This window comes from Devosia sp. MC532 (genome assembly GCF_016461625.1).
Lineage (GTDB): Bacteria > Pseudomonadota > Alphaproteobacteria > Rhizobiales > Devosiaceae > Devosia.
In genome coordinates, this window is sequence record NZ_JAEMNZ010000003.1 from 192963 (window position 1) to 218999 (window position 26037).

The following is a 26037-nucleotide window of genomic DNA, read 5'->3' on the forward strand; positions in this document are numbered from 1 at the left end:
CCAATCTCACTCCGGGATTGTGCACTTTGGGAGGATAAATATGACTATTCGTCTCGATAGACGTCAGTTTCTTATGGGCTCGTCCGCTCTCGCCGCTGCTGGCGCTCTGGGTCTGAGCCCAGCCTTCGCACAAAGCGCGGGCCTGCGTCAGTTCTTCTGGGGCGGTCAGGCGCGCGCCGACCGTACCTATGGCGTCAACGACCTGTTCAAGGCCGCCAATGGCGCAGAGGTTGATTCCAGCTTCCTCGGCTGGGGCGATTACTGGCCAAAGCTGGCCACTGAAACCGCAGGCGGTAATTCGCCAGACATCGTTCAGATGGACTATCGCTTCATCGTTGAATACGCCAAGCGCGGCGCCATTGCTCCGCTCGACGAATATGTCGGCAATCAGCTCAAGCTCGATGGCTTTGATGCTGACCAGCTCGAAGGCGGCAAGGTCGACGGCAAGCTCTACGGTATTTCGCTGGGCGCCAACTCCGTGGCCCAGCTGGTCAACGTCGCAGCTTTTGAAGAAGCCGGTATCGATCTGCCGAACCGCGACACCACCTATGATGACATCCGCGCCATGGGCGAGGCATTCCTCTCCAAGAACATCCGCGGTGGCATTCGCGTTATCGCTGACGGTTCGGGCTCCGAGCCAATGCTCGACAACTGGCTCCGCCAGAAGGGCCTCGCCCTCTACACCGCTGATGGCAAGCTCGGCTTTGATGCCGACGCAGCGATCGAATGGTTCACATTCTGGAACCAGATGCGCGCCGACAAGATCTGCGTTGACGCCGAAACTCAGGCGCTCGACACCAATGGTCCGCTCGAAACAACCATGGTCGTGATGGGCAAGTCGGCCATGATGCCGTCGAACTCCAACCAGCTCGTGGGCTTCCAGGCACTGATGACCGACAAGGTCACCATCACCAGCTATCCGCGTATTGCAGCGGGTGTTGGCGGCGGTCACTACCGCAAGCCATCCATGTTCTTCTCCATCGGCGGCTCGTCCAAGAACAAGGAACTGGCAGCTGAGTATCTCTCCTACTTCATCAACGATCCTGAAGCAGGCAAGATTCTCGGCGTCGAACGCGGCATTCCGTGCATTCCGGGCGTTCGCGAAGCCATTGCGCCGACCCTGAATGAACAGGATCAGATCGCACTCGATTTCGTTGCCAACCTTGGCGATCTCTTGGGCGCTCTGCCTCCTCCTCCACCAGCCGCTGCTGGCGAAATCGACATCTCCGTGCTGCGTACGCTCAGCCAGGAAGTCGCTTTCGGCGCACGCACGCCAGAAGACGCCGGCCAGTATTTCGTCACTGAAGCAAGTGCCGTTCTGGCGCGTCAGGCCTAAAACCTAGGGGACCGTATATGGCCACGCAGGTTGATACGAAACATATGACTTCGGCAGCCCGCGTGGCCGCCCCATCGGTGTGGCGGGGGATATGGGAAAACCATGCCCCCGGCTACCTCTTCCTTTTGCCTTGGTTCATCGGCTTTTTGGGCCTGACCATCGGGCCGATTCTGACGTCTCTCTATCTCAGCTTTACCCATTTCGATCTGCTCACCGCCCCGCGCTGGGCTGGGCTCGATAACTACACGCGCATGTTCACCAACGATCCGAAGTTTGCCGCCTCTATGCGCGTCACCTTCGTCTTCGTCATCTTCTCGGTGCCGCTCAAGCTCGCCTTTGCGCTCGGCGTCGCCCTGCTGCTCAATCGCGGCATGAAGGGGCTCTCGATCTATCGCGCGCTGTTTTATCTCCCGAGCCTTTTGGGTGCCTCCGTTGCCATCGCCATTCTCTGGCGTCAGATTTTTGCCGGCAATGGTCTGGTCAATCAGGTCCTCGCCAATTTCGGCATCGAAGGCCCAAGCTGGATTTCCAATCCAAACACCTCGCTGTGGACGCTGATTATTCTGGCCGTCTGGCAGTTTGGCTCGCCCATGATCATCTTCCTCGCTGGGCTTCGTCAGATCCCGCAGGATATGTATGAGGCGGCAAGCCTTGATGGTGCGTCCCGCTGGCGTCAGTTCTGGAAGATCACCCTTCCCATGCTGACCCCGGTGGTGTTCTTCAACGCCATTATCCAGACCATTGAAGCCTTCAAGAGCTTCACCCCGTCCTTCATCATCTCGGGCGGCACAGGCGGTCCGATCAACTCGACCCTGTTTTACACGCTCTATCTCTACAACGAGGCCTTTGGCTTCTTCCGCATGGGCTATGCTTCGGCGCTCGCTTGGGTGCTGCTGATCATCGTCGCTGCGTTTACCGCCTTCTCGTTCCTCACCTCAAAGTTCTGGGTGCACTATGACGACTGATGCAGACCGTCTCACCGTCGTGACCTCGACGTCACCGACCCGCAAACGCATCATGTCGGTTGTGGCGCATGGCTTGCTGATCACTGCGTCGATCATCATGCTCTACCCCTTGCTATGGCTTCTGGCGGCCTCTTTCCGCCCGGAGAACGAGATCTTCACCTCGGGCATTTCGGTGCTGCCGAGCCTGAATTGGAGCATTGATAGCTACTTCCGTGGCTGGAATGGGTTGCGCGTTGGCTTTGGCCAGCTCTTCCTCAATTCCTTTGTCATCTCGGGCCTGTCGGTGATCGGCAATGTCATGGCCTGCTCGCTGGCCGCATTTGCCTTTGCGCGCCTTGAGTTCTTTGGCCGCAACTTCTGGTTCGCCATGATGCTGATGACTCTCATGCTGCCCTATCAGGTCACCCTGATCCCGCAGTATGTGATGTTCCTCAACATGGGCTGGGTGAACAGCTTCCTTCCCCTCGTCGTGCCAAAATTCTTGGCCGCCGACGCCTTCTTCATCTTCCTGATGGTGCAGTTCTTCCGTGGCATCCCCAAGGAGCTTGATGAAGCCGCGCGTATGGACGGGGCAGGGCCGTGGCGCATCTATTGGAAGATTCTTCTTCCCTTGAGCACGCCGGTTCTGGCGACCGCCGCGATCTTCACCTTCATCTGGACCTGGGACGATTTCTTTGGCCCGCTGATCTATCTTTCCGATCTGCGCCAATACACCGTCATGCTCGGCCTGCGCACCTTCGTCGATAGTACCGGCCAGTCCGACTACGGCGGCATGTTCGCCATGAGCGTCCTCGCTCTGGTGCCGATCTTCGTCTTCTTCCTCGCCTTCCAGCGCCTCCTCATCGAGGGCATTGCCACCACCGGCATGAAGCGCTGATCGCGGACCTAAATTGCACAGGAGCGGCCACACCCGCCGCTCCTTCCAGACCAAATTGAATTGAGGGTTCTCCTCCAATGACGATTAAGTTTGCAGCCATCGGCGTCAACCACGCCCATATTTACGGGCAGGTCGATTGCCTCAAGCGCGCTGGTGCGCAGTTTGTTGGCTTCTATTCGGCTGAAGACGACCTCGCCGCCACTTTTGGCGCGAAATATCCCGAAGCGCCGCGCGTGTCCGATCCGGCCGTCCTGCTCGAAGACCCGTCCATTCAGATCATCACAACCGCCGCAATTCCCGGCGACCGCGCCGAGATCTGCCTCGCCGCCATGCGCCACGGCAAAGACGTGCTCACTGACAAGCCGGGCATGATTTCCTTTGCCCAGTTCGACGAGATCCGCCGCGTCCAAAAGGAAACAGGCCGCATCTTCTCTGTGCTTTATTCCGAGCACTTTGAAGTTCCGGCAGCGGTGGAAGCAGGCAATCTCATTGCGTCTGGCGCCATCGGCAAGGTGGTCAACACCATCGGCATGGGCCCGCATTCTTTGCGCCTCAACAATCGCCCCGATTGGTTCTTCACCCGCAATCGCTACGGCGGCATTTTGTGTGACATCGCCAGCCACCAGTTCGAGCAGTTTTTGTTCTTCTCTGGCGCCATGGATGGCGAAGTGGTGTCTGCTTCCGTTGCCAACCGCAATAACCCACACCGTCCGGGCCTCCAGGATGTTGGCGATGCTCACGTCCGCACGCAAAACACTACCGGCTATGTCCGCGTTGATTGGTACACCCCTGAAGGTCTCCCCACTTGGGGCGATGGACGCCTGACCATTTTAGGCACTGAGGGCTATATCGAGTTGAGGAAATACGTCGATATCGACGGCAAGCCCGGCGATAACCACCTCTTCCTCGTCGATAAAAAGGGCGTCCACTACAAGGATTGCTCTGGCGTCGAGCTGCCCTTTGGCCGCCAGTTCCTCGACGACGTGCGCAATCGCACCGAAACTGCCATGCCACAAGAGCGCTGCTTTAATGCCATGAAAATGGCCCTCAATGCTCAAAATCTGGCCGAGCAAGGCACGGAGTGGGCCCAATGAGCCGCGTCTATAATGTTGCCGTCGTCGGCATGGGCATTGGCCGCAGCCACATTGTCGAAGGCTATCTGACCAATCCCGACAAGTTCAAAGTCTTGGCGCTATGCGACCTCAACACCGAGCGCATGAATGCGGTGGGCGACGAGTTCGGCATCGAACGTCGCATCACCAATTTTGATGATCTGCTCACCATGGCCGACGTTGATATTATCGACGTCTGCACCCCACCCATGCTGCACCACCCGATGACGCTGGCCGCCCTCAAGGCGAACAAGCACGTCATCTGCGAAAAGCCGCTGGTTGGCTCGCTCGCGCAGGTCGATGAAGTCATCGCCGCCGAAGCCCAGTCAAAAGGCCGCCTCATGCCGGTCTTCCAATATCGATTTGGCGATGGCGTCGAACAGGCAAAAACCATCATCGACGCTGGCATTGCCGGAAAGCCTTATGTCGGCACCGTCGAAACCCTCTGGCGTCGCGGCTCCGATTATTACGCCGTGCCATGGCGCGGTAAGTGGGCCACCGAGCTCGGTGGCGTGCTCATGACCCACGCCATTCACCCCCATGACATGTTCACCTATCTCATGGGCGATGTGTCTCGTCTCTTTGGTCGCGTTGCCACCCGCGTCAACGACATTGAAGTCGAAGATTGCGTCTCCGCTTCCGTCGAAATGGCGAGCGGCGCTCTGGGAAGCTTTACGGCAACCCTTGGCTCCTCCACCGACATTTCGCGCATTCGTCTGGCGTTTGAAAACGTCACCTTCGAAAGCGATCACGCGCCTTACAATCCCGGCGACAAGCCGTGGAAGATCGAGCCGCGCAATCCAGAAACGGCCGCCAAGATCGAAGCTCTACTAAAGGATTGGAAGCACGTCCCGTCGCGTTTCCAAACGCAGATGGCGCGCTTTTACGTTGCGCTAGAAACCAATGGCCCGCTGCCCGTCACTAGTGCCGACTCCCGTCGCGCGCTGGAACTGGTCACGGCCTTTTACCACTCGTCTTCAACCCATACTGAGGTTGAACTTCCCCTCCGCCCCGATCACCCGCTCTATCAGAGCTGGGTTCCGGCCGCATTCCGCTAACAGGGAGATCCATTATGGCAACCAGCATCGAACTGCGGCAGATTAAAAAGGCCTATGGCGAAGTCCCGGTCATTCACGGCGTTGACCTCACCATCGAGCCAGGACAGTTCACCGTCTTCGTTGGCCCCTCCGGCTGCGGCAAGTCCACCCTACTGCGCATGATCGCGGGCCTTGAGCCGATCACTGGCGGGGACCTCATCATCGATGGTCAGCGCATGAACGACGTGCCCGCTGCCAAGCGCGGCATCGCCATGGTGTTCCAGTCCTATGCGCTTTATCCGCATATGTCGGTCTATCAGAACCTAGCCTTTGGTCTTGAAACCGCGCGCATGCCCAAGGCCGAGATCGAAAAGCGGGTGCAGCAGGCGGCGGCGATCCTCAAGATCGAGCCGCTCCTCAAGCGCAAGCCAAAGCAGCTCTCAGGCGGTCAGCGCCAACGCGTCGCCATTGGCCGGGCTATTGTACGCGAGCCAAAGATCTTCCTCTTTGACGAACCGCTGTCCAACCTCGACGCCGAACTGCGCGTTGCCATGCGCGTGGAGATTGCAAAACTCCACAACGACCTTGGCAACACCATGATCTACGTGACCCACGATCAGGTCGAAGCCATGACCATGGCCGACAAGATCGTGGTTCTGCGCGCGGGTATTCTGGAACAGGCCGGCGCGCCGCTAGATCTTTATAACAATCCGCGAAACCTCTTCGTGGCCGGGTTCATCGGTTCGCCGAAAATGAACTTCCTCACCGCCACAGTTGAGAACGGTGCCGTCAAAGCTGCGGGGTCCTCCCTGCTCCTCGGCCGCGACGTCACCGGAACCAAAACTCTGGGCATTCGCCCTGAGCACATCACCATCTCGGAAGGCAGCGGCATCAAGTTCGCCGACGTGCGCGTCGACCTCATCGAGAACCTCGGCGGCCAAACTGTGGTCTATGCCACCACCTCCGATGGTGAAGCGCTCACGGTCGTTCTCGAAGGCCAGCGCGCGGTCGCAATGGGCGCGACGGTCACCCTCTATCTCGATCCGAGCAAGGTTCACGTCTTCGACGAAGCTGGAAACGCCATAAGCCAATCCTAGGCCCCTCCACAGGCCCAAAAGTGCCAGCCAAAAGCCCCGTGTATGCCCATACACGGGGCTTTCTTTTTGGTGTTAGGGCAGGTCACGGACCTTGGGTTCACGCGCCCAATGACGCACCGGGCCAACCGAGATCAGCTCCTCAATCGGCACAACGCCCTCGTCTTTTTCAACGCGAGCGGCATCGAGCAAGATTTGTGTCCCCTTGCAGTGGGCAATGGTTTTGCAATGCGCGAACGCGTCCATAAACCATTGAATTGCCGCACCATTTTTGAGCAGCTTTTCGGCAGCGTCTGGCATGAGGATTGACGCCACAGCATCAAAAATCACCGCAGGCGAACCCTCAAGTTTTCCATCAGCCTTGAGCGTCCCCCCCTTAACCGGAATACCGCCAACCTTAGGCGCGACCAAAAACACAGTCCCGCCAGCGCCTTCGATATCGCTTTTCAGCTGATCAATACTGGCCTTATCCGACCCTTCGGCGAACAAAATGCCAATCTTACGCCCTTCAAAAGTCTTCTTCGCCTGCTTTTGGATCGAGAGCGCGTCCGATGTGCCAAGGTCCACAGGCTCTCTAGCCGCCTTGGATTTTGCGGGCAAATCCATCGCGAGGCCCGCGGCGACACGTTTGGCTAACCCCTCGTCAATATTGCGCAAATTGCTCATGACGCGGACACGCACATGCTTCAGCGTCACCTTTGAGAGCTCGAACACAATCGCGTCGATGAGATGGGCCTGCTCATTCTCCGTCTGGCTTTTGAAGAACAAGCGCGCCTGCGAATAGTGATCCGCGAACAAATCCGCGCGCATGCGAAGCTTCTCGGTCGGATCGTTGCGCTCGCCATTCTCGGCGAGCGTTGTAAAACCGCTGTCGAGAGAAGCCCTTGGCCCGGAGTTCTCCCCGGCCTCGTAAAGGCTGTTAGGTTCATAATTCGCGCGACCCTTAGGTACGAGCGTTTGCATCATGCCGTCGCGTTGGAAATTATGGAAAGGGCACTTTGGAGCGTTGATCGGGATCTGGTGGAAATTCGTCGTGCCCAAACGCGATTTTTGCGTGTCGAGATAGGAGAACAACCGGCCCTGGAGCAGCGGGTCGTTTGAGAAATCAATGCCGGGAATTAGATTGGATGGCAAAAAGGCCACCTGCTCGGTTTCGGCAAAGAAATTGTCGACGTTCCGATTGAGCGTCATACGGCCAATGATCTCGACCGGAACCTCCTCTTCCGGAATAAGCTTGGTGGCGTCGAGCACGTCATAAGGCTGTTTGGCGGCCCATGCTTCGTCAAAAACCTGCACACCCAAATCCCATTGCGGGAAGTCGCCACCGTCAATTGCTTCAAACAGGTCTCTGCGATGGAAGTCTGGATCAGCCCCGGCTAATTTCACTGCCTCGTCCCAAGTCGTTGATTCAATTCCTAAAACTGGCTTCCAGTGGAATTTTACAAACGTGCCTTCACCCTTGGCATTGACGAAGCGGAAGGTGTGGACACCAAAGCCTTCGATCATCCGCAAGGACCGTGGAATGCCGCGATCCGACATAGCCCACATAATCATATGGCTGGTTTCTGGCATCAGGCTCACCCAGTCCCAGAACGTGTCATGGGCGGAGGCGGCCTGCGGATAACCCCGATCCGCTTCCATCTTAACGCTATGAACCAAATCAGGAAATTTCATTGCGTCCTGAATAAAGAACACCGGAATGTCGTTGCCGACGAGGTCCCAATTACCCTCTTCCGTATAGAGTTTGACTGCAAAGCCGCGAACATCGCGCGGCGTGTCGACCGAACCAGCGCCACCAGCCACGGTCGAAAACCGCACGAACACCGGGCAGCTCGTGCCAGCCTTTTGAAAGAGCTGCGCTTTTGTGAGTTGGGGAATCGCTTTGGTGACTTCAAACACCCCATGCGCGCCGGATCCGCGAGCATGCACAATGCGTTCGGGGATACGCTCATGGTCGAAGTGAAAGATTTTCTCGCGCAGCACGAAATCTTCGAGCAGCGTCGGCCCGCGCGATCCGGCTTTGAGACTGTTCTGATTGTCGGAAATGCGATGACCGTGGTTGTCGGTCAGAAATGCGCTGGGGTCCGCACCCTTGGGAGCCTGCTGCTGTAACTCGCCAGAATTGCCGCGCTTCTCATCGGGCGTGAAGCGCACTTCGCCTGGTGCGTGCTCATGTAAGCTATTGGAATTAGAAGGAGAGTTTTTCTCGTCTGGCATGGGGTTCTCCGCAGAACAAGGTCTGTCGGGGGCCGCAACCGGAATGGTCTCAACAGCGGCACCCTAATCCAAGAGAACTCTTGGGGAGCAGTGCCGTTCCGCCAAAGGCAGGTTCTGGTCAGGAAGTGAACGCCAAACAACAAAAAGGCCCCCGAAGGAGCCGATTTGTTTTGCCAACTATTTCACCGAATTGGAGCGGGCGATGGGATTCGAACCCACGACCCTAACCTTGGCAAGGTTATGCTCTACCCCTGAGCTACACCCGCATTCCGTATCGGTATAGAAGATTTCCTCGCGGAAGGTTATCTTCTGGTCAAAGCCCTAAGGCCTTTAAGTATTTGGAGCGGGCGATGGGATTCGAACCCACGACCCTAACCTTGGCAAGGTTATGCTCTACCCCTGAGCTACACCCGCGCTCCGTTTTTGTTGCCGCGCCTTGTCGTTGCGCCAACGAGGGCTTATATGCCCAATCGCCCGGCTGATTGCAACCCGATATTTTCCGGAGACCCAACTTGTTCAAAGGGCTGTGGGAAACGCTCTTGAAACGCTAGGCGGAACAAGGGAAAAAGGGGTCCAAGGCTTTGTAGCAAAAGCAGAAGAGCAGATTGCCATGACCATGTCGTTTGATGCAGCACCCAGTGCTTCTCGTCCTCCTGCAGAGCTAATCCGCGATGGTAGTGACGCCGGTTTTAAAGCGGATGTGATCGACGCATCCCTAGAGACTCCAGTCCTTGTGGACTTCTGGGCCCCTTGGTGCGGCCCTTGCCGCCAGCTTGGCCCAGCCATTGAAAAAGTGGTTGCCGAAAAGGCCGGAGCCATCCGTCTCGTCAAAATTAATATCGACGAACATCCTCATTTTGCTGGCCAACTTGGCGTCCAGTCCATTCCGGCGGTCTTCGCATTTGCTGGCGGTCGCCCGGTCGATGGCTTTATGGGCGCTATGCCAGAAGGCGAAGTGCGCCGTTTTGCCGAGCGCGTTATTTCGGCTGCGCCTGCAGGACAACCGGCTGCCGATACGCTCGAAAGCCAAATCGCGGATGCTCTCAACATCGCGCAGCAGGCAATTGCCGCTGGCGATCTCCCGCAAGCCGCTGAAATCTTTGGCATGGTTCTCCAGCACGTCCCTGATCACGCTCAGGCGCTGATCGGATTGGCCGGTATCTATTTGGCCGCCGATGAGCTTGAAGAAGCACGCGCAACCTTGGATGCTGTTCCCGAAGCTGGCCGCACCGGCGACGCTTACAATGCCTTGGCCAATGCCATTCGCCTCAAGGACGAGGCCGCAGGCCTATCCGAATCTGCGGCGCTAGAAGCCACAGTGGCTGCCGAGCCCGACAATCATCAGGCGCGCTTTGATCTCGCCATGGTGCTCAATGCTGAAGGCAAGCGCGTCGAAGCAGCGGAAGCTTTGGTCACGATTTTCAAGCGCGATCGCACTTGGAATGAAGATGCGGCCCGCAAGAAACTGCTCGAGTTCTTCGAGGCTTGGGGCTTTAAAGACCCGGCAACCGTTAAGGGGCGCCGTCTCCTCTCTGCAGCGCTGTTTTCCTAAGGATACTATGCCAACGCGCCCCACAAGCATTGCTGAGCTGCCGCAATCGGTTGCCATCTTCCCGCTGAGTGGGGCGCTGTTGCTGCCCTTTTCTCATCGGCCTCTCAATATTTTCGAGCCGCGCTATATCGAGATGATCGATAAGGCCTTGGGGGGTGATCGCCTGATCGGGCTCATCCAGCCAGAAGACATGAGCGAGGAAAGTCCAAAGGGCGAAGTGCCCTTGCAACAGATCGGTTGCCTGGGGCGGCTCACGCATTTTGAAGACAATGCCGATGGTCGCTATTTCGTTGTTTTAGAAGGGATTTGCCGTTTCCGCCTTGAAAGGGAGCTGAGCGTTGATACGCCTTTCCGTCAGGCTGAAATTTCTGCTCTCGGCTATGATGCAGATTTTGAACGCACCTATGGTGAGGGCGCTGTTGATCGTCAGCGCTTCCTCAAAATGATGCGGGACTATGCTGAATTCGCCAATTTTGAACTCAATTGGGAAGAGATTGAGAGCACTGGCACAGCTGACCTTGTCAATTTCTGCTGTATGGTGTCGCCCTATGGAGCCGCTGAAAAGCAGGTCTTGCTTGAAGCGCAAACCCTTCACGATCGTGCGGAGACCCTGATTGCCATGACAGAATATGAAATGGCACGCGGCTCGGGCGATGGCACTGTCTCGGTGAACTGATGGTCAAGGGCGACATCGTTCCGCGATATGTATTGCATCCGCAAACCCTCGAAATGCTGGTTTGTCCGATGACGAAGACGCGGCTGACCCTGTCGCCCGACAAGTCCGAACTAATTTCGGTCGCCGCGCGATTGGCCTTCCCTATTGTCAAAGGAGTGCCGCTCCTGAGTCTCGACGACGCACGCGCCGTCGAGCTCGAAGAAATTCAGAAACTGCGTTTGGTCTAAAGCGGTATCCCGTTCAAGAGCTTAGGCCCATTGCCGGCAGATGCCGCCCGGATCAAAGCGGATTTCACCGGCCCCGCGCGGTCGACCAGGCCCAGCCCGAAATCGCGCACTGCTCGAATGGGAGCAATCTCATTGGAAAACAGCCTATTCATGCCATCGGTCACAACGGCCATCGAGGCAGTGTCAAACCGCCGCCAGTTCTGATAGCGCTCCAGCACGTCCTGTGTTCCGTGATCGAGGCCGAGGCGTATGGCGTCGACAATGACTTCGGCCAGCGCCGCAACGTCCTTCAGCCCGAGATTAAGCCCTTGTCCAGCAATCGGGTGCACCACATGGGCGGCATCCCCCACAAGCGCGAGGCGTGGCCCGATAAAGCTTTTCGCGAGCTGCAATCGCAGGGGGAAGCCTGCGAGCTTGTCCTCAAGCGTCACCTTGCCCAGCGTTGAACCCATAACGGCTTCAATCTCCTCTGCCAGTTGCTCCGGCGTCATGGCGAGAAAGCGCTTTGCCGCTTCAGTCGTTTCAGTCCACACCAGTGATGAGCGGTTGCCCGGCAAGGGGAGGCTGGCAAAAGGCCCTGCGGGCCTAAAATGCTCATAAGCTACACCATCATGTGGCAATTCATGGCTGATCGTCGCCACTAGCCCCGTCTGATTGTAATCGGCCCCCATGGTGTCAATACCGGCTTGCTTGCGCAGCAAAGACTGCGCGCCGTCGGCAGCCACGATCAGCGGCGCGATGAGTTCACGTCCATCCTCAAGCGTAATGGTGCTGAGCGATGCGCCTGCATCCCAAGATTGGATTGCGGCCGGTGCAATGACCGAGATGTTCGGCGCAGTTGCCTCGAGCAAGGCGCCGACACCGGCTTGGTTTGGCACCATATGCGCAAAGGGTTCGCCGGGCTCAACTTCGCCGTCAAACTGTAGAAACATGGGGCGAGCCAAATCGCCTGTCCCGGAATCCGTAATGCGCATGGCAGTCATGGCCTGCGCATGCGGGGCCATGTCATTCCAGACGCCCAAGACCTCGAAAATGCGACGCACTCCAGCAGCAATGGCCGAAGCGCGGTTGTCTTGCGGAACAGAAAGCGGGCGGCGATCAACGAGGCCAACACGAATTCCTGCAGCCGAGCGCACCAGCGCTAAAGCCAGCGTAAGGCCCACGGGACCTGCGCCCACAATCAGCACATCAAAACGCTCACAGCTGGACTTTGTCATGAACCACTCCACTTCTGTTCTCGGTTCTGGCCTGCATGTGTGATCGGAGCAAGCCCCCGGCAAGCCCCGGGCCCAAAAAGGGGGCCAAAACACGCGCCTAAATATTAACCGCCATGCCGCGTCGATGCTCAAAAACTAGACGCATGTTAGTCGCATGGGTCGCCTTAAAATTAGGCGGCGCGGTAACGCTCTGATTTAGCACGATTTTCTTGCGGCACCCATAGTTGGCATGGCGCTTGAACCTGAGTTGGCATTCCACACTGCGCCAGATGGCGCCAAGGGGGTAAGATGAAACTCGTTGTTGCCATCATTAAGCCGTCGCGCTTGGAAGAAGTTCGTCAGGCACTGAATTCGCTCGACGTCCACGGCATGACTGTCACTGAAGTCAAAGGCTATGGTCGCCAGAAGGGCCATTCGGAAATCTATCGCGGCACCGAATATGCCGTACATTTCCTTCCCAAGCTGAAAGTCGAAATCGCTGTCGAAAGTGATCAGGCCGACGCTGTTGTTGTCGCCATCCGCGACGCCGCCCAGACCGGCCGCATCGGCGACGGCAAGATTTTCGTCCTCGATCTGCTTGCAGCGACCCGGATTCGCACCGGTGAAACCGGCGCGTCCGCGCTCTGATCCGCCCTTTCAGGAGAATTATTGTATGATTGCGTTGAACGCTCCTCTTAAGATTGCAGGCGGTGTCGCGCTCGCGACAGCTTTGCTGGCGCTGCCCGCCGCAGCCCAAGATGCAGCTCCAGAAGCCGTTGCAGCCATTGTTGGTGAAGCGACGCTTCACACCCAGTTTATTCTGAACAGTTTCCTGATGTTGTTCGGTGGCATCCTTGTTTTCTGGATGGCTGCTGGTTTTGCCATGCTCGAAGCGGGCATGGTCCGTAAGAAAAACGTCTCCATGCAGCTGCTCAAGAACATCTTGATGTACTCGCTCGCATGTCTTGCTTACTACGTCATCGGCTACAAGCTGATGTATCCAGGCGATGCGTGGATCATCCCGAACGTCTTGGGCGCGCTTGGCATTGCTGTTCTTGAGCCTGTTGGCCTCACTGCCGACGCTGCTGATCTGACCTACGCAACCACCAGCTCGGACTTCTTCTTCCAGGTGATGTTCTGCGCCACTGCAGCTTCGATCGTATCGGGCACTGTTGCCGAGCGCATCAAGCTGGTTCCGTTCATGATCTTTGTCGCGATCCTAACCGCGCTGGTTTACCCAATCCAGGCATCCTGGAAGTGGGGCGGCGGCTTCCTCGACACCAACTTCGGTTTCCTCGACTTCGCCGGGTCCACAGTTGTTCACTCCGTTGGCGGCTGGGCTGCTCTCGCAGGTGCGATTGTTCTGGGTGCTCGTAAGGGCAAGTACAATGCCGATGGTTCAGTGAACCCGATCCCGGGCTCCAACATGCCGCTTGTTGTTCTGGGCATGTTCATCCTCTGGATGGGTTGGTACGGCTTTAACGGTGCGTCGCAGCTGGCAATGGGCACCATTGGCGATATCGCTGACGTTGGTCGCGTTATGGCAAACACCAATGCCGGTGCACTTGGTGGCGCGCTTGCCGCCGCTCTGCTGGCTGGCGTGATGTATAAAAAGGTCGACCTGACCTTTGTGGTCAATGGTGCTCTCGCAGGCCTTGTCTCGATCACTGCTGAACCACTCACCCCAGGCCTTGGCACCGCATCGCTGATCGGTGCTGTCGGTGGCGTTATCGTTGTTCTCTCGGTGCCACTGCTCGACAAGTTCAAGATCGACGACGTTGTCGGTGCGATCCCAGTTCACCTATTTGCAGGCATGTGGGGCACCATCGCCGTCGTCTTTACTAATGCTGACGCCACCCTTGGCGGCCAGTTGATCTCGATCCTTGTTGTTGGTGTGTTCACCTTCGTCATCAGCTTTGCTGCCTGGACCATCCTCAAGGCGGTGATGGGCCTGCGCCCAAGCGCCGACGATGAAGAAGTTGGTCTCGACGTTGCTGAAGTTGGCGTCGAAGCCTACCCGCAGTTCAAGTAATTGCCGCGAACGCCGGGCGTGTCTCACGCCCGGCGTTCCCCCCTCTTATTAGCGGCGTGCAGCTCGCGTCCCTCTTGGCCCGCCACAGAGGCTTCCCACTCGCACTGCGCGTGCTGCACACCCCTAATAAGCCCTGCACAAATAATAAGCGCCGAAAGAATATTTCGCTCAGTAATTGTGCAAATTAGATCTCCGTTTTCAGCGGGCGAATTCCCTAACTTCCTAAGTATTTGCTGTTTCTGCAAGATTCTTGTTTCGCTCAATTGGCACGCGACTTGAGTCTCATCTTGTATTCGACACTGCGTCCTGTGACGCGAAGGGGGTCAGATGAAACTTGTTGTTGCCATCATCAAGCCATCGCGGCTGGAAGAGGTCCGGCAGGCGCTCAATTCACTGGATATTCACGGCATGACCGTGACCGAGGTGAAAGGCTATGGGCGCCAGAAAGGGCACTCGGAAATCTACCGTGGTACTGAATATGCCGTGAATTTCCTGCCCAAGCTCAAAATCGAAATCGCCGTTGAAGACGATCAGGCGGACACCGTCGGCGCGACCATCCGCGATGCCGCCCAAACCGGCCGTATCGGCGACGGTAAAATCTTCATTCTCGACCTGCTCGCTGTCACCCGTATTCGCACCGGCGAAACCGGCGCATCCGCGCTTTAATCACTCCTGGAGACCAAGATGAAATCATCAAAACTTTTTGGGAGTGCGGCGTTAGCCTCCCTCTTTTTAGCCTTGCCGGCCCTCGGGCAGGATGCCGCCCCCGCTGAAATGGTGGAAGTCGCAACCATCGACTCTGGCGATACCGCATGGATGATTGTTTCGACCCTGTTGGTCATCCTGATGACCATCCCGGGCGTGGCCCTGTTTTACGGCGGGCTGGTGCGTTCGAAGAACATTCTCTCGGTGATCACCCAAGTCTTCGGCGCCTTCTCGATGATCGCGCTGCTGTGGGTCGCTTTCGGCTATTCCCTAGCCTTCTCGGGTCCCAGCGAAGGTGGATTGTCGGCGTACATCGGCGATCTCTCCAATCTCTTCCTCGCCAACGTCACACCCGACTCGGTGTCAGGATCAATTCCGGAACTCGTCTTCGTTGTCTTCCAGCTGACGTTCGCTTGTATCACCGCGACGCTGGTTGTCGGCGGTATTGCTGAACGCATGAAGTTCGGTGCTGTGATGGCGTTTCTCGCCATCTGGTTTGTCTTCTCCTACCTGCCGATTGCACACATGGTGTGGTCTGGGGCCGGCCTGTTCTTCAACATGGGCGCGCTCGATTTTGCTGGTGGCACGGTCGTCCACATCAACTCCGGCGTTGCTGCACTGGTCGCGGCCATCGTACTTGGGCCGCGCCTTGGCTACATGAAAGAGCCAATCGCTCCACATAACCTCGTCTTCACCTATGTCGGTGCTTGCCTTCTCTGGGTTGGTTGGTTCGGCTTTAATGCTGGTTCGGCTCTGGGTGCGAACGGGCTGGCCGCTCAAGCCTTCCTCAACACCATCACGGCTCCTGCTGCGGCTGGCATTGCCTGGGCTGTCGGCGAAAAAATCACCCGTGGTCATGCCTCGTCGCTGGGCTTTGTTTCGGGCGCCGTTGCGGGCTTGGTTGCCATTACTCCGGCAGCGGGTTTTGCTGGCACCTTCGGCGCGATCGTTCTCGGCGCTGTCACCGGCTTTATCTGCCTGTGGGCCGTTGTGACCCTCAAGCCACTGCTCAAATACGACGATAGCCTTGACGTCTTCGGCATTCACGGGGTCGGCGGCATTGTCGGCGCTATCGGCACAGCCATTGTTGCAGCGCCCTCCCTCGGCGGGTTCGGCGCAGAAGGCTATGACATGGTTGCGCAGCTCGGAACGCAGACGCTGGCCGTGCTTGTCGCGATCGTCTGGTCCGGCGTGGTTGCCTTTGTCGCAATCCTGATCGTGAAAGCCATATTCGGCGGCGTACGCGCGTCGGAAGCTGCAGAAATCGATGGTCTCGATCTCTCGAGCCATGGCGAACGCGCTTACAACTAAGCTCTTGGTGGCCGGAGTGATCCGGCCACCGAAACTTGTTAGTGGCGTGCAGCTCGCGTCCCTCTTGGCATCAAGAGAAGCTTCCCACTCGCAATGGTCGAGCTGCACACCACTAACAAGCCCCTCGCTTTAGCCGAAATGCGTAGCACTTGTCGCGGCCAATTTGATTCTCGTCTTTATCGCCGCCAATCCCCGCTAAACGCCTCAGGTCCTATCATTTTAGATGGTTAGCACCCGATTAACCCCACATGGTTAGCATAGGGCGCAAACGGCCCAGTCCGATGGTTTGAGGGCCGGCAACGAGTACGCGTATCCATGCCCAGCCATCCTCTTCCCTATGTCGAAGACACCAGACCCGTACCGCCACGCGGCAAAAGCGCAGGCAAGGTGCCAACGCCGCCGCCCGCGATTGCCATTCGCATCCCGCTTCGGGTTGCGGGCGCGATCCTGCTGGTTCTGTCAGCCATCATTCTGGCGTCGATGGCCTCATGGTCGGTCGATGATCCAAGCTTTTCGCTGGCGACGGCGAAATCGGCTGAGAATTGGTTGGGCTATCCCGGTGCGGTTATTGCTGACCTCGTGTTCCAGTTCTTGGGGCTGGGGGGCATTGTCCTGGTTGTGCCGCTTGCCCTTTGGGGCTGGGCAATGGCTCGGCGTCATTCGCTGACGCGAACCGGCTTGCGGGTGCTGTGCTGGTTGGGCGCAACTGTACTGTCGACGGGTGTTTTCTCATTCGTGGCGATGCCACAAAGCTGGCCGCTGCCGACAGGCTTGGGCGGGCTCAGCGGCATGATGTTTAGCAATCTGGCGAGCACCATCGTTGGCGACGAGCCGCAGGCCATCACCTCGACTTTGTTCGCGATAATTTTGGCTGCACCAGCATTTGCACTCCTTTGGGTGGCCATGGGCCTCGGCACGACCGTCCCAGTTAAGCCCCAAAAGGGCAAAGCAGGTGGCAAATCGGCTCGCGACGAGGACTACGACGAGCCTGAAAACAGCCCATTCCTTGATGTTGCTATGGGCGCAGTGGTCCATGCCGGTTATTCGATCCGCACCGCTTTCCGCCGGGCGCGGCAAAGCTATGCCGATCGTCAACGCGCCGACGACCACGATGCGGTTTACGATCACGACGAAGAGCCCTCCATGGAGCCCGCGCGCGCGGTTCAGCCTGCCTCGGCGCGCGAAGTCTTCCGTGAGCCCATGCAGCGCCGTATTCATGCGCCAGTTGATCACGATATCGAGCCTGCCTTCGGTGATGAACCGGCGGTGGCCGCGAGCCCGCGTGTCAATATGGGCCCGTCCTATGACGAGACCGCGATCGATTATCCAGATGATCTGGAAGATGACGACGCAGGCTATGTACCGGACACACCCATTCCAGCACATACCCAGCGCGGTGATTCTCGTTTCCAGGCCGTCGACCCAGTGGCGCCTCGTGTGACCGCTCCGGCGCCGCGCCCTGCTCAGGGGCAGCGCCAGTTCCGCGAAGCGCAGCCTTCTTTGCTCGATGAGCCACAGGGCTTTGAGCTGCCAGCCCTTAGCCTATTGGCAGAACCGAAGCGGAGTGGTCCATCTCCGGAGCACGATCCGATTCGCCTTGAATCGATGGCACGCCAGCTTGAGGCGGTGCTGCAGGACTTTGGCGTTAAGGGCGACATTATCAACGTTCGCCCCGGTCCGGTCGTCACCCTGTTCGAACTCGAACCGGCTCCGGGCATTAAGTCCAGCCGCGTGATTTCACTGGCCGATGACATTGCCCGCTCGATGAGCGCGATCTCTGCCCGTGTTGCCGTGGTTCCTGGCCGCAACGCTATCGGTATCGAACTGCCAAACCAGCAGCGCGAAACTGTGTTCTTCCGCGAAATGTTGGCCTCGTCCGATTTCGAGAAGATGAAAGGCAAGCTGCCGATCTGTCTGGGTAAGACCATTGGCGGCGAACCTGTTATCGCCGATCTCGCGCGCATGCCGCACTTGCTGATTGCCGGTACCACCGGCTCGGGTAAGTCCGTGGGCATCAACACCTTCATTCTCTCGCTGCTCTATCAGATGACGCCTGATCAGTGCCGCATGATCATGATCGACCCTAAGATGCTGGAGTTGTCGATATATGACGGCATCCCGCATTTGCTGACCCCGGTCGTGACCGACCCGCAGAAGGCCGTCGTGGCCCTGAAATGGGCCGTGCGCGAGATGGAAGATCGCTATCGCAAGATGAGCAAGATCGGTGTGCGCAACATCGACGGCTTCAACCAGCGCGTAAATGAGGCCGCTGCCGAAGGGCGCGTTATCAGTCGTACTGTGCAGACCGGCTTCGACCGTGAAACCGGCGAAGCGATCTTTGAAAGCGAAGAGTTCAATCTTGAGCCCTTGCCCTATATCGTCATCATCGTCGACGAAATGGCCGATCTGATGATGGTTGCTGGTAAGGACATCGAAGGCGCGATCCAGCGTCTGGCACAGATGGCGCGTGCGGCAGGTATTCACATCGTCACCGCCACGCAGCGTCCATCCGTCGACGTCATCACCGGTACCATCAAGGCTAACTTCCCGACCCGCATCTCCTTCATGGTGACGTCCAAGATCGACAGTCGCACCATTCTGGGCGAGCAGGGCGCAGAACAGCTCCTTGGTAATGGTGACATGCTCTACATGGCCTCGGGCGGCCGCACCAAACGTCTGCACGGCGCATTCGTTTCGGATCTAGAAGTCGAATCCGTCGTCAATCACCTCAAGTCGCAGGGCTCGCCTGATTACCTTGAGAACATCACCGAGGAAGAAGAAGAGGGCGGCTATGGCGAAGGCGGTTCGAGCGATGAAAGTTACGCCGGGTCTGGCGACGAACTTTACGACAAGGCCGTACACATCGTGCTGACGGACAAGAAGGCGTCCACCTCCTACGTCCAACGACGCTTGGCCATTGGCTACAATAAGGCTGCGACCCTGATTGAGCGCATGGAACGCGAAGGCGTGATCAGCCCGGCGAACCATGCAGGCAAGCGCGAAATTCTCGTCGGAAACAATGCTGACGGCTATTGAGCTGTCGCGCAGATAATCTCTTCGGGCTGCGCCTCAAACTGGCGTGGCCCGACCATCATTGTTCCCCCGTTTGAAGCGACATCCTTAATCCGTACGGCAAGAGTGCAGTCGCCCGAGGTCACGACATAGAGGTCGGGTTCAGTCAGCTCTATTGTGTCTATGATGTGCTGCACGCCCAAAACCTCGGTCGCCGCGTTGAGCACGGCAACAAACTCAGCCTGTCGTTGATACTGCGGAGGAAGTGCTGCGTGAGCGGGGAATGTGGCAACGGCTGTCATAAAAATTGCCGAAATGATTGTTTTCATGACTTTAACTCCCCACATGCAAGCAGCATCGGAACCTTCCTGCTGTTGCCGTAATTGCTGACTAGGCTAGGTTTAGTCAAACGCCTCGAGAGGACAAGCTGCCAATGATTCGACGCCATGCTTTGATGCTCGGTTTTGCTGCCGCCCTAGTGTCTGCGTTTCCCGCTTACGCACAGCGCACGTTGACGCCAGAAGAGCAGCAATTGGTCAGTGAGATCAATGCGCACAACGGCGCCATCCGCACCATGGTCGGACGGTTCTTGCAGATTGATACCAATGGTGGCCGTAGCGAGGGGACCTTCTTCCTTGAGCGCCCCAACAAGATTGCGTTCCGCTATGCTCCGCCCTCGCGTGAGGAAATTGTCTCGCGCGGCAGTGGCTTTTACGTCGTCGATCGCCGGGAAGAGACCTATTACGCCTATCCGCAGGACTCGATCCCTCTGCGCCAGTTTTTGGGCACAGACATCAATATCCTGTCGGGCAATGTTGTCGATCTCACCACCACTGATGGCTACCTCAGCGTGACCCTGCAGGATCAGACCATCGCCGGGACGGTGCAGGTCTCGCTCGTCTTCGACACACAAACCAAAGATTTGGCACAGTGGACACTGGTGGAGCCCAATGGCAGCCAGCTGACCTTCTCGCTGTACGATGTGCAGCAGGGCGTAGAAATCCCAAGCCACTTCTTCACCTTCCCGTCGACCTTCAAGGGCCGGGACCCGGCCAAGAACTAGGCCGTCTTCAGAAATGAAAATCCCCGCTCCAGCGGGGATTTTTGTTTTCAGAGGCCAAAGCCGAGAATAGCGATGAGGCCTATTGTGCCAATCGCAATACGCCACCAGGCAAATGGCGCAAATCCGTGCTTGGAAACAAAGTCCAAGAGATACCGAACCACAATCGCGCCAACGACAAACGCGGCAGCAAAGCCAATAGCGATATTGATACCAAGGCTCGCGTCCAGCATGTCGCGGCTCTTGTAGAGGTCATAGCCAAAGGCCCCCACCATGATCGGCAACGCGATAAAGAAGGTGAACTCTGCAGCAGCGCGTTTCGTCGCGCCAAACAGCATTCCGCCCACGACAGTTGCGCCAGAACGCGAAACACCGGGGATAAGTGCAATCATTTGAAACAGGCCCATGATGAAAGCGAGCTTCCACGGGAAGGCGTAAATCAAGTCATGCTCTTCGCGCTTTGGCATACGGTCAACGATAAGCAAAACGATGCCACCAACGAGCAAGGAGACGCATATCACGATCGGCGTTTCGTAGATAACAGTCTGGATGAAATCGCGCAGCAGAACACCCGCCAAAGCCGCAGGAATGCTGGCCAAAAGCACAGCGACAGCAAAGTGCCAAGCATAGGCTTTGCCCTTCAAAGCGTCTGCGATGAGCAATGCGAGTTTGGCGAAATAAATGGTGACGACAGCGAGAATTGCACCGAGCTGAATGAGCACGATGAAGGTCGCTGGCTGGCTCCAGCCGAAGAAGTGTCCGGCCAAAAGCAGGTGCCCGGTCGAGCTGACGGGAAGGAATTCGGTCAGGCCTTCGAGAATTCCCAGTGCCAGCGGCACAAAAAGACCTTGATCCCCGTTCATTTCATCCCCTAACTCGTCCAAGAAGGCTTCAGTATGCCAAACCTCTTAGCCTTGTTCGCGAAACGCGCCAAGGCGGAGCGGCAGGCAGGTTGGCCCCCAACAGTAGAGCGTCCTTATGCCCAGCCTCGTGCACTACCCTCTTGATCCCTCATCCCGCCTGATCCGGCTGATGTGCGCGGAATACGGTGTGCCTCTGGACCTTGAGGAAATGCGCCCTTGGTTGCGTGAAGCAGAGCTATTGGCGGTTAATCCGGCCGCGACGCTCCCCATTTTGCTCGAAGGGGAAACCCCCATCGTCGGCATTTGGGCAGTGATGCATGCGGTGGAGGATTTTTATACGCCGGACACTGTTGGCGGATTGGTGCCGCCCGACCCTCTGGCGCGCGCCGAGATGTGGCGCTTGGTTGAGTGGACACTGGTCAAACTCAATGAAGAAGTGACGCGCTATCTCTTCGAGGAAAAAATCTCCAAGCGCGACATACGCGGCGCAACGCCTGACCCTTCGGTGCTGCGGGCCGCTAAGGCGAACCTGAATGAGCACATGCTCTATTTCAACTGGCTTTTAGCCAGCCGTAATTGGCTCGCAGGTCCCGACATGACACTCGCGGATTTTGCGCTGGCAGCGCATCTATCGACGTTGGACTATATGGGTGACGTTGATTGGTCCAAGTCGGCTGAGACCAAGGATTGGTATTCGCGGATTAAGTCGCGTCCGGCGTTCCGCACCCTTCTCAATGATCGCGTCGTCGCCATGCCGCCATCGCGCGGCTATTCGGATCTGGATTTTTGAGTGACCTGAATGTCCTCGTTAAAGAGCTCAAGCATCGTGCCTCATCCCTAGGGTTCGATGCTTTTGGCATTGCGCCCGCTGATGCGCGGCCTGATCTTCCAGAGAAACTGCGCCATGCGATAGAGCAGGGCTATCACGCCGAAATGGAGTGGATGGCCGAAACTGAGGATCGCCGTGGCCATCCCAACCAGCTTTGGCCAGAAGCGCGCTCGGTCATTCTCGTGGGCATGAACTATGGCCCGGCGACCAATCCGATGGATTTGCTGGCAGAAAAAGACATCGGCATTCTGTCGGCCTATGCGCGAAATCGCGATTATCACGAAATCATCAAGGGCAAGCTGAAAGAGCTTGCTGGCGTTTTGGCCCGGCGGTCGGGGGCGGACGTAAAGGTTTTTGTCGACACCGCTCCGCTAATGGAAAAGCCGCTGGCCGAAGCGGCAGGCCTAGGTTGGCAGGGTAAACATACCGTGCTCGTCAGTCGCGATATGGGCTCTTGGTCGTTCTTGGGCGCCATTCTCACCACGGCCGAACTGCCAGCTGATAAGCCCCACAAGGAAAGCTGCGGCTCCTGCACACGCTGCCTCGATACCTGCCCAACCAACGCCTTTCCGACACCCTTCCAGTTGGATGCGCGCAAATGCCTGGCCTATTATTCGGTCGAGCATAAGGGACAAATTCCGCGCGAGCTGCGTACGCCCATGGGCAACCGCATCTATGGCTGCGACGATTGCCTTGCTGTCTGCCCATGGAACAAATTTGCCAAGATCGCCCACGAAGCCAAGCTGATTGGTCGACCCGAACTGGAACGGCCGGCTCTGGCCGACCTCGTCCAACTCGATGACGAGGGTTTCAGGGAGATGTTTTCCGGCTCGCCGATCAAACGTATCGGTCACGCCCGTTTCTTGCGCAACGTTCTCATCGGTATCGGCAATTCGCAAAACACCGCCTATTTGCCAGCTATCCGCCAGCGCCTGAACGATCCGTCCCCGCTCATTCGCGGAGCGGCCATTTGGGCCCTCCGAAAGCTCGCTTGGGAGGAAGCCGAAACGCTCAAGGCCACTCGGCGCATGCCGGACGAGGACGCTGAAGTGGAGCGGGAATGGGAAGGGCAGGTGTGATGCAGGTCTTGTTTTTTGGTTTTGGCTATTCCTCAAAAGCCAGTGCCGAGGCACTCAAAGCTATCGACCCAAGCGCCGTGCTTTTGGGCACCTCGCGGACACCGGTCTCGCCCCAGTCGGTTTTTTTCGATGGCACCAGTCCCAGCCAAGCTCTGAGTGAGTTTCTCGCCACTTCTGCAACCCACGTCGTTGGCTCCATCGGCCCAGACGCGGATGGTGACCCAGCACTGCGCCACCATCGCGACGATATTTTGAACGCGCCGGACGTCAAATGGCTGGGCTATTTTTCTACCGTCGGGGTTTATGGCGACCGCAATGGCGCTTGGGTCGACGAAACAGCCCCGCTAGAGCCCGAAAACCTCCGTTCGCAATGGCGGGTTGCGGCGGAGGCTGAATGGCAGTCCTTGGCCGCCGAAAAGAATGTCCCGCTTTTCATCCTGCGCCTTGCCGGGATTTACGGCCCCGGCCGTTCGGCTTTTGACAAGCTGCGCGACGGCACCGCCAAACGCATCATCAAGCCGGGCCAAGTGTTCAACCGCATCCATGTCGCCGACATTGGCCGCGTGACCGCCTTGGCCGCAGAGCGCGGGCTGGGCGGCGTTTTCAATCTTGCCGATGATGAACCGGCGCCACCACAGGATGTCATCACCCACGCTGCCGCCATGCTCGATGTCCCTGCACCTCAAGAAGTCCCGTTTGAACTTGCGAACATGTCGCCCATGGCGCGCAGTTTTTACGCAGACAACAAACGCGTCGCCAACAGCGCCATCAAGCAGGCCCTGCAAATTGAATTGCTTTATCCAAACTTTCGCGCTGGCTTGGAAAGCATTCTAGAGAGTGAGCGATGAGCCCAACACCGGCCAAGCCTATCGAGCGCATTGTGCTTGAGGGGCGATACATTCGCCTAGAACCGGCCGAACAGCGCCACGCGTCGGAGCTTTTTGCGGTCTCGTCCACGCCAGATGCTTCGGCGCGCTATCAATGGTTGCCCAGCAATCCCCCCGAAACGGAGGATGCGGTCGCGCAATGGATCGAACACGCCAATGCGGGTGATGACATCTATTATGCGGTTATCGACAAAAGCATGGGCAAGGCAGTTGGTCGTCAAGGCTGGATGCGAATACGCCCTGAGCATGGTTCGGTGGAAATCGGCGGGATCTATTGGGGGCTGCCGATGGCCCGCTCGAGGCTTTCAACCGAAGCGCTTTTTCTCTTTGCACAGCACGCCTTTGATAACCTCGGCTATCGGCGTTTTGAGTGGAAATGCAACAATCGCAATGAACCCTCTAAGGCGGCCGCTCAGCGCTTTGGTTTTCTGTATGAGGGCCTGTTCCGTAATGACATGATCGTTAAAGGCGAGAGCCGCGATACGGCTTGGTTCTCAATTATTGAGAGCGAATGGCCACTGATCCGCGCTGAGTTTGCGCGCTGGTTGGACCCGGGCAACTTTGACGATTTGGGTCAGCAGAAGTCCAAGCTGGTGACCAGGCGCTAGTGACGAGCGACAATGTCGGAGCCAAAAAAGAAAACCCGGGTTTTGGCCCGGGTTTTGTATTTTGTAGATCTTGGATCGCTTAAGCGTCTGGGTGCTTAAAGACCAGAGCGGCATTTGTGCCGCCGAAGCCGAACGAGTTCGAGAGCACATAGCCCAGATCGACATTGTCGCGACGCTGACGCAGAATTGGCATGTCGGCCATAGCTGGGTCGAGGTCGACGATATTGGCGCTTTCGGCAATGAAGCGGTGCTTCATCATCAGGATCGAATAGATCGATTCATGCACGCCTGTCGCGCCTTGGCTGTGGCCGGTAAGCGACTTCGTGGCAGAGATCGGCGGGCAGCTGTTTTCGTTGCCGAAAACATTGCGCAGCGCTTCAATTTCCTTGAGATCGCCCACTGGCGTCGAGGTGGCGTGCGGGTTGATGTAGTCAATTGGTGCTTTGACATTGGCGAGAGCCAAACGCATGCAGCGTTCCGCGCCTTCACCCGATGGGGCAACCATGTCGAGACCATCAGAGGTCGCGCCGTAACCCACCAACTCGGCCCAAATCTTGGCACCGCGAGCCTTGGCGTGTTCGTATTCTTCGAGCACGAGAACGCCTGCGCCACCAGCGATAACAAAGCCATCGCGGTTCGCGTCGTAGCAACGCGAGGCCACCGATGGGGTCTCGTTATACTTCGAACTCATCGCGCCCATTGCGTCGAAGAGGTTCGACAGCGACCAGTCGAGATCTTCGTGACCACCAGCGAACATGATGTTCTGCTTGCCAAGCATGATCTGCTCAGCGGCGTTGCCAATGCAGTGCTTGGACGTCGCGCAAGCTGCGGTGATCGTATAGTTGATGCCCTTGATGGCAAAGGCCGTCGCCATGGTTGCCGACGCAGTCGAGCCCATTGCCTTTGGCACTGCCAGAGGCCCAATTCGCTTGGGACTAGTGTTTTTGCGGGTGATGTCTGCCGCGTCAACGATCGTGCGCGTCGATGCGCCGCCAGAACCCATGACAATACCGGTCATCGGGTTCGACACGTCGCTTTCAGACAGGCCAGCGTCAGCAATTGCCTGCTGCATGGCCATATAATTCCACGCAGCACCCTTGCCCATAAAGCGGGTGACGCGGCGATCCAGAATTTCGAACGGATCAATGCGTGGATCGCCCTTTACCTGGCTACGGAAGCCCAGTTCGGCATAATCCTCGGCAAAAACAATGCCTGACTTTGCTGTGCGCAGGCTTTCAGTGACCTCATCGAGGCTGTTGCCGATCGGGGAGATGACTCCCATTCCGGTTACAACAACACGTCTCATTTGGTCCTCGTCAGGTCGTATACAAAGTTCGCCATGGGGCGGGCGAATCCTTTTCC

General features: G+C 57.5%; 24 protein-coding genes and 2 tRNA genes. 19 read left to right on the top strand and 7 right to left on the bottom strand.

From position 1 onward, the window contains the following. Positions 1-40 precede the first annotated feature (40 nt). The 6 genes from JHC09_RS05505 to ugpC all read left to right on the top strand — a co-directional run bounded on the left by JHC09_RS05505 (position 41) and on the right by ugpC (position 6424). Positions 41-1336: an extracellular solute-binding protein gene (locus tag JHC09_RS05505; RefSeq protein WP_169194316.1), complete on the top strand. Its 1296-nt coding sequence runs from the start codon at positions 41-43 to the stop codon at positions 1334-1336. A gap of 44 nt (positions 1337-1380) precedes the next feature. Continuing rightward, positions 1381-2301, top strand: a complete 921-nt coding sequence (locus tag JHC09_RS05510) for a sugar ABC transporter permease (RefSeq protein WP_169194513.1) — start codon at positions 1381-1383, stop codon at positions 2299-2301. Continuing rightward, a complete protein-coding gene (locus JHC09_RS05515; RefSeq protein ID WP_349236469.1) occupies positions 2291-3178 on the top strand; it encodes a carbohydrate ABC transporter permease in 888 nt (295 codons plus the stop codon). Before JHC09_RS05510 ends, JHC09_RS05515 begins: the two co-directional genes overlap by 11 nt. 77 nt (positions 3179-3255) lie before the next feature. Then, on the top strand, positions 3256-4272 hold the full coding sequence (locus tag JHC09_RS05520) for a Gfo/Idh/MocA family oxidoreductase (RefSeq protein ID WP_199531133.1): 1017 nt from the start codon (positions 3256-3258) through the stop codon (positions 4270-4272). Next, positions 4269-5348 (top strand): Gfo/Idh/MocA family oxidoreductase, encoded by a 1080-nt coding sequence (locus tag JHC09_RS05525; RefSeq protein WP_199531134.1) that lies wholly within the window; start codon positions 4269-4271, stop codon positions 5346-5348. The genes JHC09_RS05520 and JHC09_RS05525 overlap by 4 nt, the downstream gene beginning before the upstream one ends. 14 nt (positions 5349-5362) lie before the next feature. After that, positions 5363-6424, top strand: a complete 1062-nt coding sequence (gene ugpC / locus JHC09_RS05530; RefSeq protein WP_199531135.1) for a sn-glycerol-3-phosphate ABC transporter ATP-binding protein UgpC — start codon at positions 5363-5365, stop codon at positions 6422-6424. Between the two features lie 72 nt (positions 6425-6496). Here ugpC and JHC09_RS05535 read toward each other — a convergent pair whose 3' ends face one another. The 3 genes from JHC09_RS05535 to JHC09_RS05545 form a co-directional block, all read right to left on the bottom strand. Further along, positions 6497-8638: a catalase gene (locus tag JHC09_RS05535; protein WP_199531136.1), complete on the bottom strand. Its 2142-nt coding sequence runs from the start codon at positions 8636-8638 to the stop codon at positions 6497-6499. A 191-nt stretch (positions 8639-8829) separates the two neighbouring features. Continuing rightward, positions 8830-8904: transfer RNA gene (locus JHC09_RS05540), tRNA-Gly, on the bottom strand. Between the two features lie 73 nt (positions 8905-8977). Then, positions 8978-9052 (bottom strand) — tRNA-Gly (locus JHC09_RS05545). Positions 9053-9248: 196 nt separating this feature from the next. Between JHC09_RS05545 and JHC09_RS05550 the strand changes: the two genes are divergently transcribed. The 3 genes from JHC09_RS05550 to JHC09_RS05560 are packed head-to-tail and all read left to right on the top strand — an operon-like array spanning position 9249 to position 11093. Beyond that, positions 9249-10190 (top strand): co-chaperone YbbN, encoded by a 942-nt coding sequence (locus JHC09_RS05550; RefSeq protein ID WP_199531137.1) that lies wholly within the window; start codon positions 9249-9251, stop codon positions 10188-10190. Between the two features lie 7 nt (positions 10191-10197). Further along, positions 10198-10866, top strand: coding sequence for an LON peptidase substrate-binding domain-containing protein (locus JHC09_RS05555; protein WP_199531138.1), 669 nt, complete (start codon positions 10198-10200; stop codon positions 10864-10866). Next, positions 10866-11093 carry a Trm112 family protein gene (locus JHC09_RS05560; protein ID WP_169194309.1) on the top strand — a complete coding sequence of 76 codons (228 nt, stop codon included), beginning with the start codon at positions 10866-10868 and terminating at the stop codon, positions 11091-11093. Before JHC09_RS05555 ends, JHC09_RS05560 begins: the two co-directional genes overlap by 1 nt. Here the strand turns inward: JHC09_RS05560 and JHC09_RS05565 are convergent. Beyond that, complete coding sequence (locus JHC09_RS05565) at positions 11090-12310, bottom strand: FAD-dependent monooxygenase (RefSeq protein ID WP_199531139.1); 1221 nt, start codon at positions 12308-12310, stop codon at positions 11090-11092. The two genes, JHC09_RS05560 and JHC09_RS05565, sit on opposite strands and share 4 nt — an antisense overlap. A 288-nt stretch (positions 12311-12598) precedes the next feature. On the opposite strand from JHC09_RS05565, the gene JHC09_RS05570 reads away from it, so the two are divergent. From JHC09_RS05570 to JHC09_RS05590, 5 genes are all read left to right on the top strand, one after another. After that, positions 12599-12937 (top strand): P-II family nitrogen regulator, encoded by a 339-nt coding sequence (locus JHC09_RS05570; protein WP_169194307.1) that lies wholly within the window; start codon positions 12599-12601, stop codon positions 12935-12937. Positions 12938-12962: 25 nt separating this feature from the next. Next, a complete protein-coding gene (locus tag JHC09_RS05575; RefSeq protein WP_199531140.1) occupies positions 12963-14321 on the top strand; it encodes an ammonium transporter in 1359 nt (452 codons plus the stop codon). Positions 14322-14648: 327 nt separating this feature from the next. After that, entirely contained in the window at positions 14649-14987 is a 339-nt protein-coding gene (locus JHC09_RS05580; RefSeq protein WP_169194305.1) for a P-II family nitrogen regulator, read from the top strand. Between the two features lie 18 nt (positions 14988-15005). Continuing rightward, the gene (locus JHC09_RS05585; protein ID WP_199531141.1) at positions 15006-16337 is read left to right on the top strand and encodes an ammonium transporter; all 1332 of its coding nucleotides are present in this window, start codon (positions 15006-15008) and stop codon (positions 16335-16337) included. Positions 16338-16652: 315 nt separating this feature from the next. Then, complete coding sequence (locus JHC09_RS05590; protein WP_199531142.1) at positions 16653-19373, top strand: DNA translocase FtsK; 2721 nt, start codon at positions 16653-16655, stop codon at positions 19371-19373. Here JHC09_RS05590 and JHC09_RS05595 read toward each other — a convergent pair. Further along, the gene (locus JHC09_RS05595; protein ID WP_199531143.1) at positions 19367-19678 is read right to left on the bottom strand and encodes a hypothetical protein; all 312 of its coding nucleotides are present in this window, start codon (positions 19676-19678) and stop codon (positions 19367-19369) included. The two genes, JHC09_RS05590 and JHC09_RS05595, sit on opposite strands and share 7 nt — an antisense overlap. Positions 19679-19782: 104 nt before the next feature. Between JHC09_RS05595 and JHC09_RS05600 the strand changes: the two genes are divergently transcribed. Beyond that, positions 19783-20412 carry an outer membrane lipoprotein carrier protein LolA gene (locus JHC09_RS05600; protein ID WP_199531144.1) on the top strand — a complete coding sequence of 210 codons (630 nt, stop codon included), beginning with the start codon at positions 19783-19785 and terminating at the stop codon, positions 20410-20412. Between the two features lie 47 nt (positions 20413-20459). Here JHC09_RS05600 and JHC09_RS05605 read toward each other — a convergent pair whose 3' ends face one another. Beyond that, complete coding sequence (locus JHC09_RS05605; RefSeq protein ID WP_199531145.1) at positions 20460-21272, bottom strand: undecaprenyl-diphosphate phosphatase; 813 nt, start codon at positions 21270-21272, stop codon at positions 20460-20462. Positions 21273-21387: 115 nt separating this feature from the next. Between JHC09_RS05605 and JHC09_RS05610 the strand changes: the two genes are divergently transcribed. From JHC09_RS05610 to JHC09_RS05625, 4 genes are read left to right on the top strand one after another with little or no spacing between them, the layout of a single operon-like run. Next, entirely contained in the window at positions 21388-22062 is a 675-nt protein-coding gene (locus JHC09_RS05610; protein ID WP_169194299.1) for a glutathione S-transferase family protein, read from the top strand. Then, on the top strand, positions 22059-23180 hold the full coding sequence (gene queG, locus JHC09_RS05615) for a tRNA epoxyqueuosine(34) reductase QueG (RefSeq protein WP_199531146.1): 1122 nt from the start codon (positions 22059-22061) through the stop codon (positions 23178-23180). The genes JHC09_RS05610 and queG overlap by 4 nt, the downstream gene beginning before the upstream one ends. Next, a complete protein-coding gene (locus JHC09_RS05620; RefSeq protein WP_199531147.1) occupies positions 23180-24028 on the top strand; it encodes an SDR family oxidoreductase in 849 nt (282 codons plus the stop codon). The genes queG and JHC09_RS05620 overlap by 1 nt, the downstream gene beginning before the upstream one ends. Then, positions 24025-24675 carry a GNAT family protein gene (locus JHC09_RS05625; RefSeq protein ID WP_199531148.1) on the top strand — a complete coding sequence of 217 codons (651 nt, stop codon included), beginning with the start codon at positions 24025-24027 and terminating at the stop codon, positions 24673-24675. The genes JHC09_RS05620 and JHC09_RS05625 overlap by 4 nt, the downstream gene beginning before the upstream one ends. Before the next feature lie 79 nt (positions 24676-24754). On the opposite strand, the gene fabB is transcribed toward JHC09_RS05625, so the two are convergent. After that, positions 24755-25981, bottom strand: a complete 1227-nt coding sequence (gene fabB, locus JHC09_RS05630; protein ID WP_199531149.1) for a beta-ketoacyl-ACP synthase I — start codon at positions 25979-25981, stop codon at positions 24755-24757. Between the last annotated feature and the right edge of the window lie 56 nt (positions 25982-26037).

Coding starts and splice junctions, on each gene's coding strand:
- JHC09_RS05505 (WP_169194316.1), top strand. CDS start 41: ATGACTATTCGTCTCGATAGACGTCAGTTTCTTATGGGCTCGTCCGCT.
- JHC09_RS05510 (WP_169194513.1), top strand. CDS start 1,381: ATGACTTCGGCAGCCCGCGTGGCCGCCCCATCGGTGTGGCGGGGGATA.
- JHC09_RS05515 (WP_349236469.1), top strand. CDS start 2,291: ATGACGACTGATGCAGACCGTCTCACCGTCGTGACCTCGACGTCACCG.
- JHC09_RS05520 (WP_199531133.1), top strand. CDS start 3,256: ATGACGATTAAGTTTGCAGCCATCGGCGTCAACCACGCCCATATTTAC.
- JHC09_RS05525 (WP_199531134.1), top strand. CDS start 4,269: ATGAGCCGCGTCTATAATGTTGCCGTCGTCGGCATGGGCATTGGCCGC.
- ugpC (WP_199531135.1), top strand. CDS start 5,363: ATGGCAACCAGCATCGAACTGCGGCAGATTAAAAAGGCCTATGGCGAA.
- JHC09_RS05535 (WP_199531136.1), bottom strand. CDS start 8,638: ATGCCAGACGAGAAAAACTCTCCTTCTAATTCCAATAGCTTACATGAG.
- JHC09_RS05550 (WP_199531137.1), top strand. CDS start 9,249: ATGACCATGTCGTTTGATGCAGCACCCAGTGCTTCTCGTCCTCCTGCA.
- JHC09_RS05555 (WP_199531138.1), top strand. CDS start 10,198: ATGCCAACGCGCCCCACAAGCATTGCTGAGCTGCCGCAATCGGTTGCC.
- JHC09_RS05560 (WP_169194309.1), top strand. CDS start 10,866: ATGGTCAAGGGCGACATCGTTCCGCGATATGTATTGCATCCGCAAACC.
- JHC09_RS05565 (WP_199531139.1), bottom strand. CDS start 12,310: ATGACAAAGTCCAGCTGTGAGCGTTTTGATGTGCTGATTGTGGGCGCA.
- JHC09_RS05570 (WP_169194307.1), top strand. CDS start 12,599: ATGAAACTCGTTGTTGCCATCATTAAGCCGTCGCGCTTGGAAGAAGTT.
- JHC09_RS05575 (WP_199531140.1), top strand. CDS start 12,963: ATGATTGCGTTGAACGCTCCTCTTAAGATTGCAGGCGGTGTCGCGCTC.
- JHC09_RS05580 (WP_169194305.1), top strand. CDS start 14,649: ATGAAACTTGTTGTTGCCATCATCAAGCCATCGCGGCTGGAAGAGGTC.
- JHC09_RS05585 (WP_199531141.1), top strand. CDS start 15,006: ATGAAATCATCAAAACTTTTTGGGAGTGCGGCGTTAGCCTCCCTCTTT.
- JHC09_RS05590 (WP_199531142.1), top strand. CDS start 16,653: ATGCCCAGCCATCCTCTTCCCTATGTCGAAGACACCAGACCCGTACCG.
- JHC09_RS05595 (WP_199531143.1), bottom strand. CDS start 19,678: ATGAAAACAATCATTTCGGCAATTTTTATGACAGCCGTTGCCACATTC.
- JHC09_RS05600 (WP_199531144.1), top strand. CDS start 19,783: ATGATTCGACGCCATGCTTTGATGCTCGGTTTTGCTGCCGCCCTAGTG.
- JHC09_RS05605 (WP_199531145.1), bottom strand. CDS start 21,272: ATGAACGGGGATCAAGGTCTTTTTGTGCCGCTGGCACTGGGAATTCTC.
- JHC09_RS05610 (WP_169194299.1), top strand. CDS start 21,388: ATGCCCAGCCTCGTGCACTACCCTCTTGATCCCTCATCCCGCCTGATC.
- JHC09_RS05620 (WP_199531147.1), top strand. CDS start 23,180: ATGCAGGTCTTGTTTTTTGGTTTTGGCTATTCCTCAAAAGCCAGTGCC.
- JHC09_RS05625 (WP_199531148.1), top strand. CDS start 24,025: ATGAGCCCAACACCGGCCAAGCCTATCGAGCGCATTGTGCTTGAGGGG.
- fabB (WP_199531149.1), bottom strand. CDS start 25,981: ATGAGACGTGTTGTTGTAACCGGAATGGGAGTCATCTCCCCGATCGGC.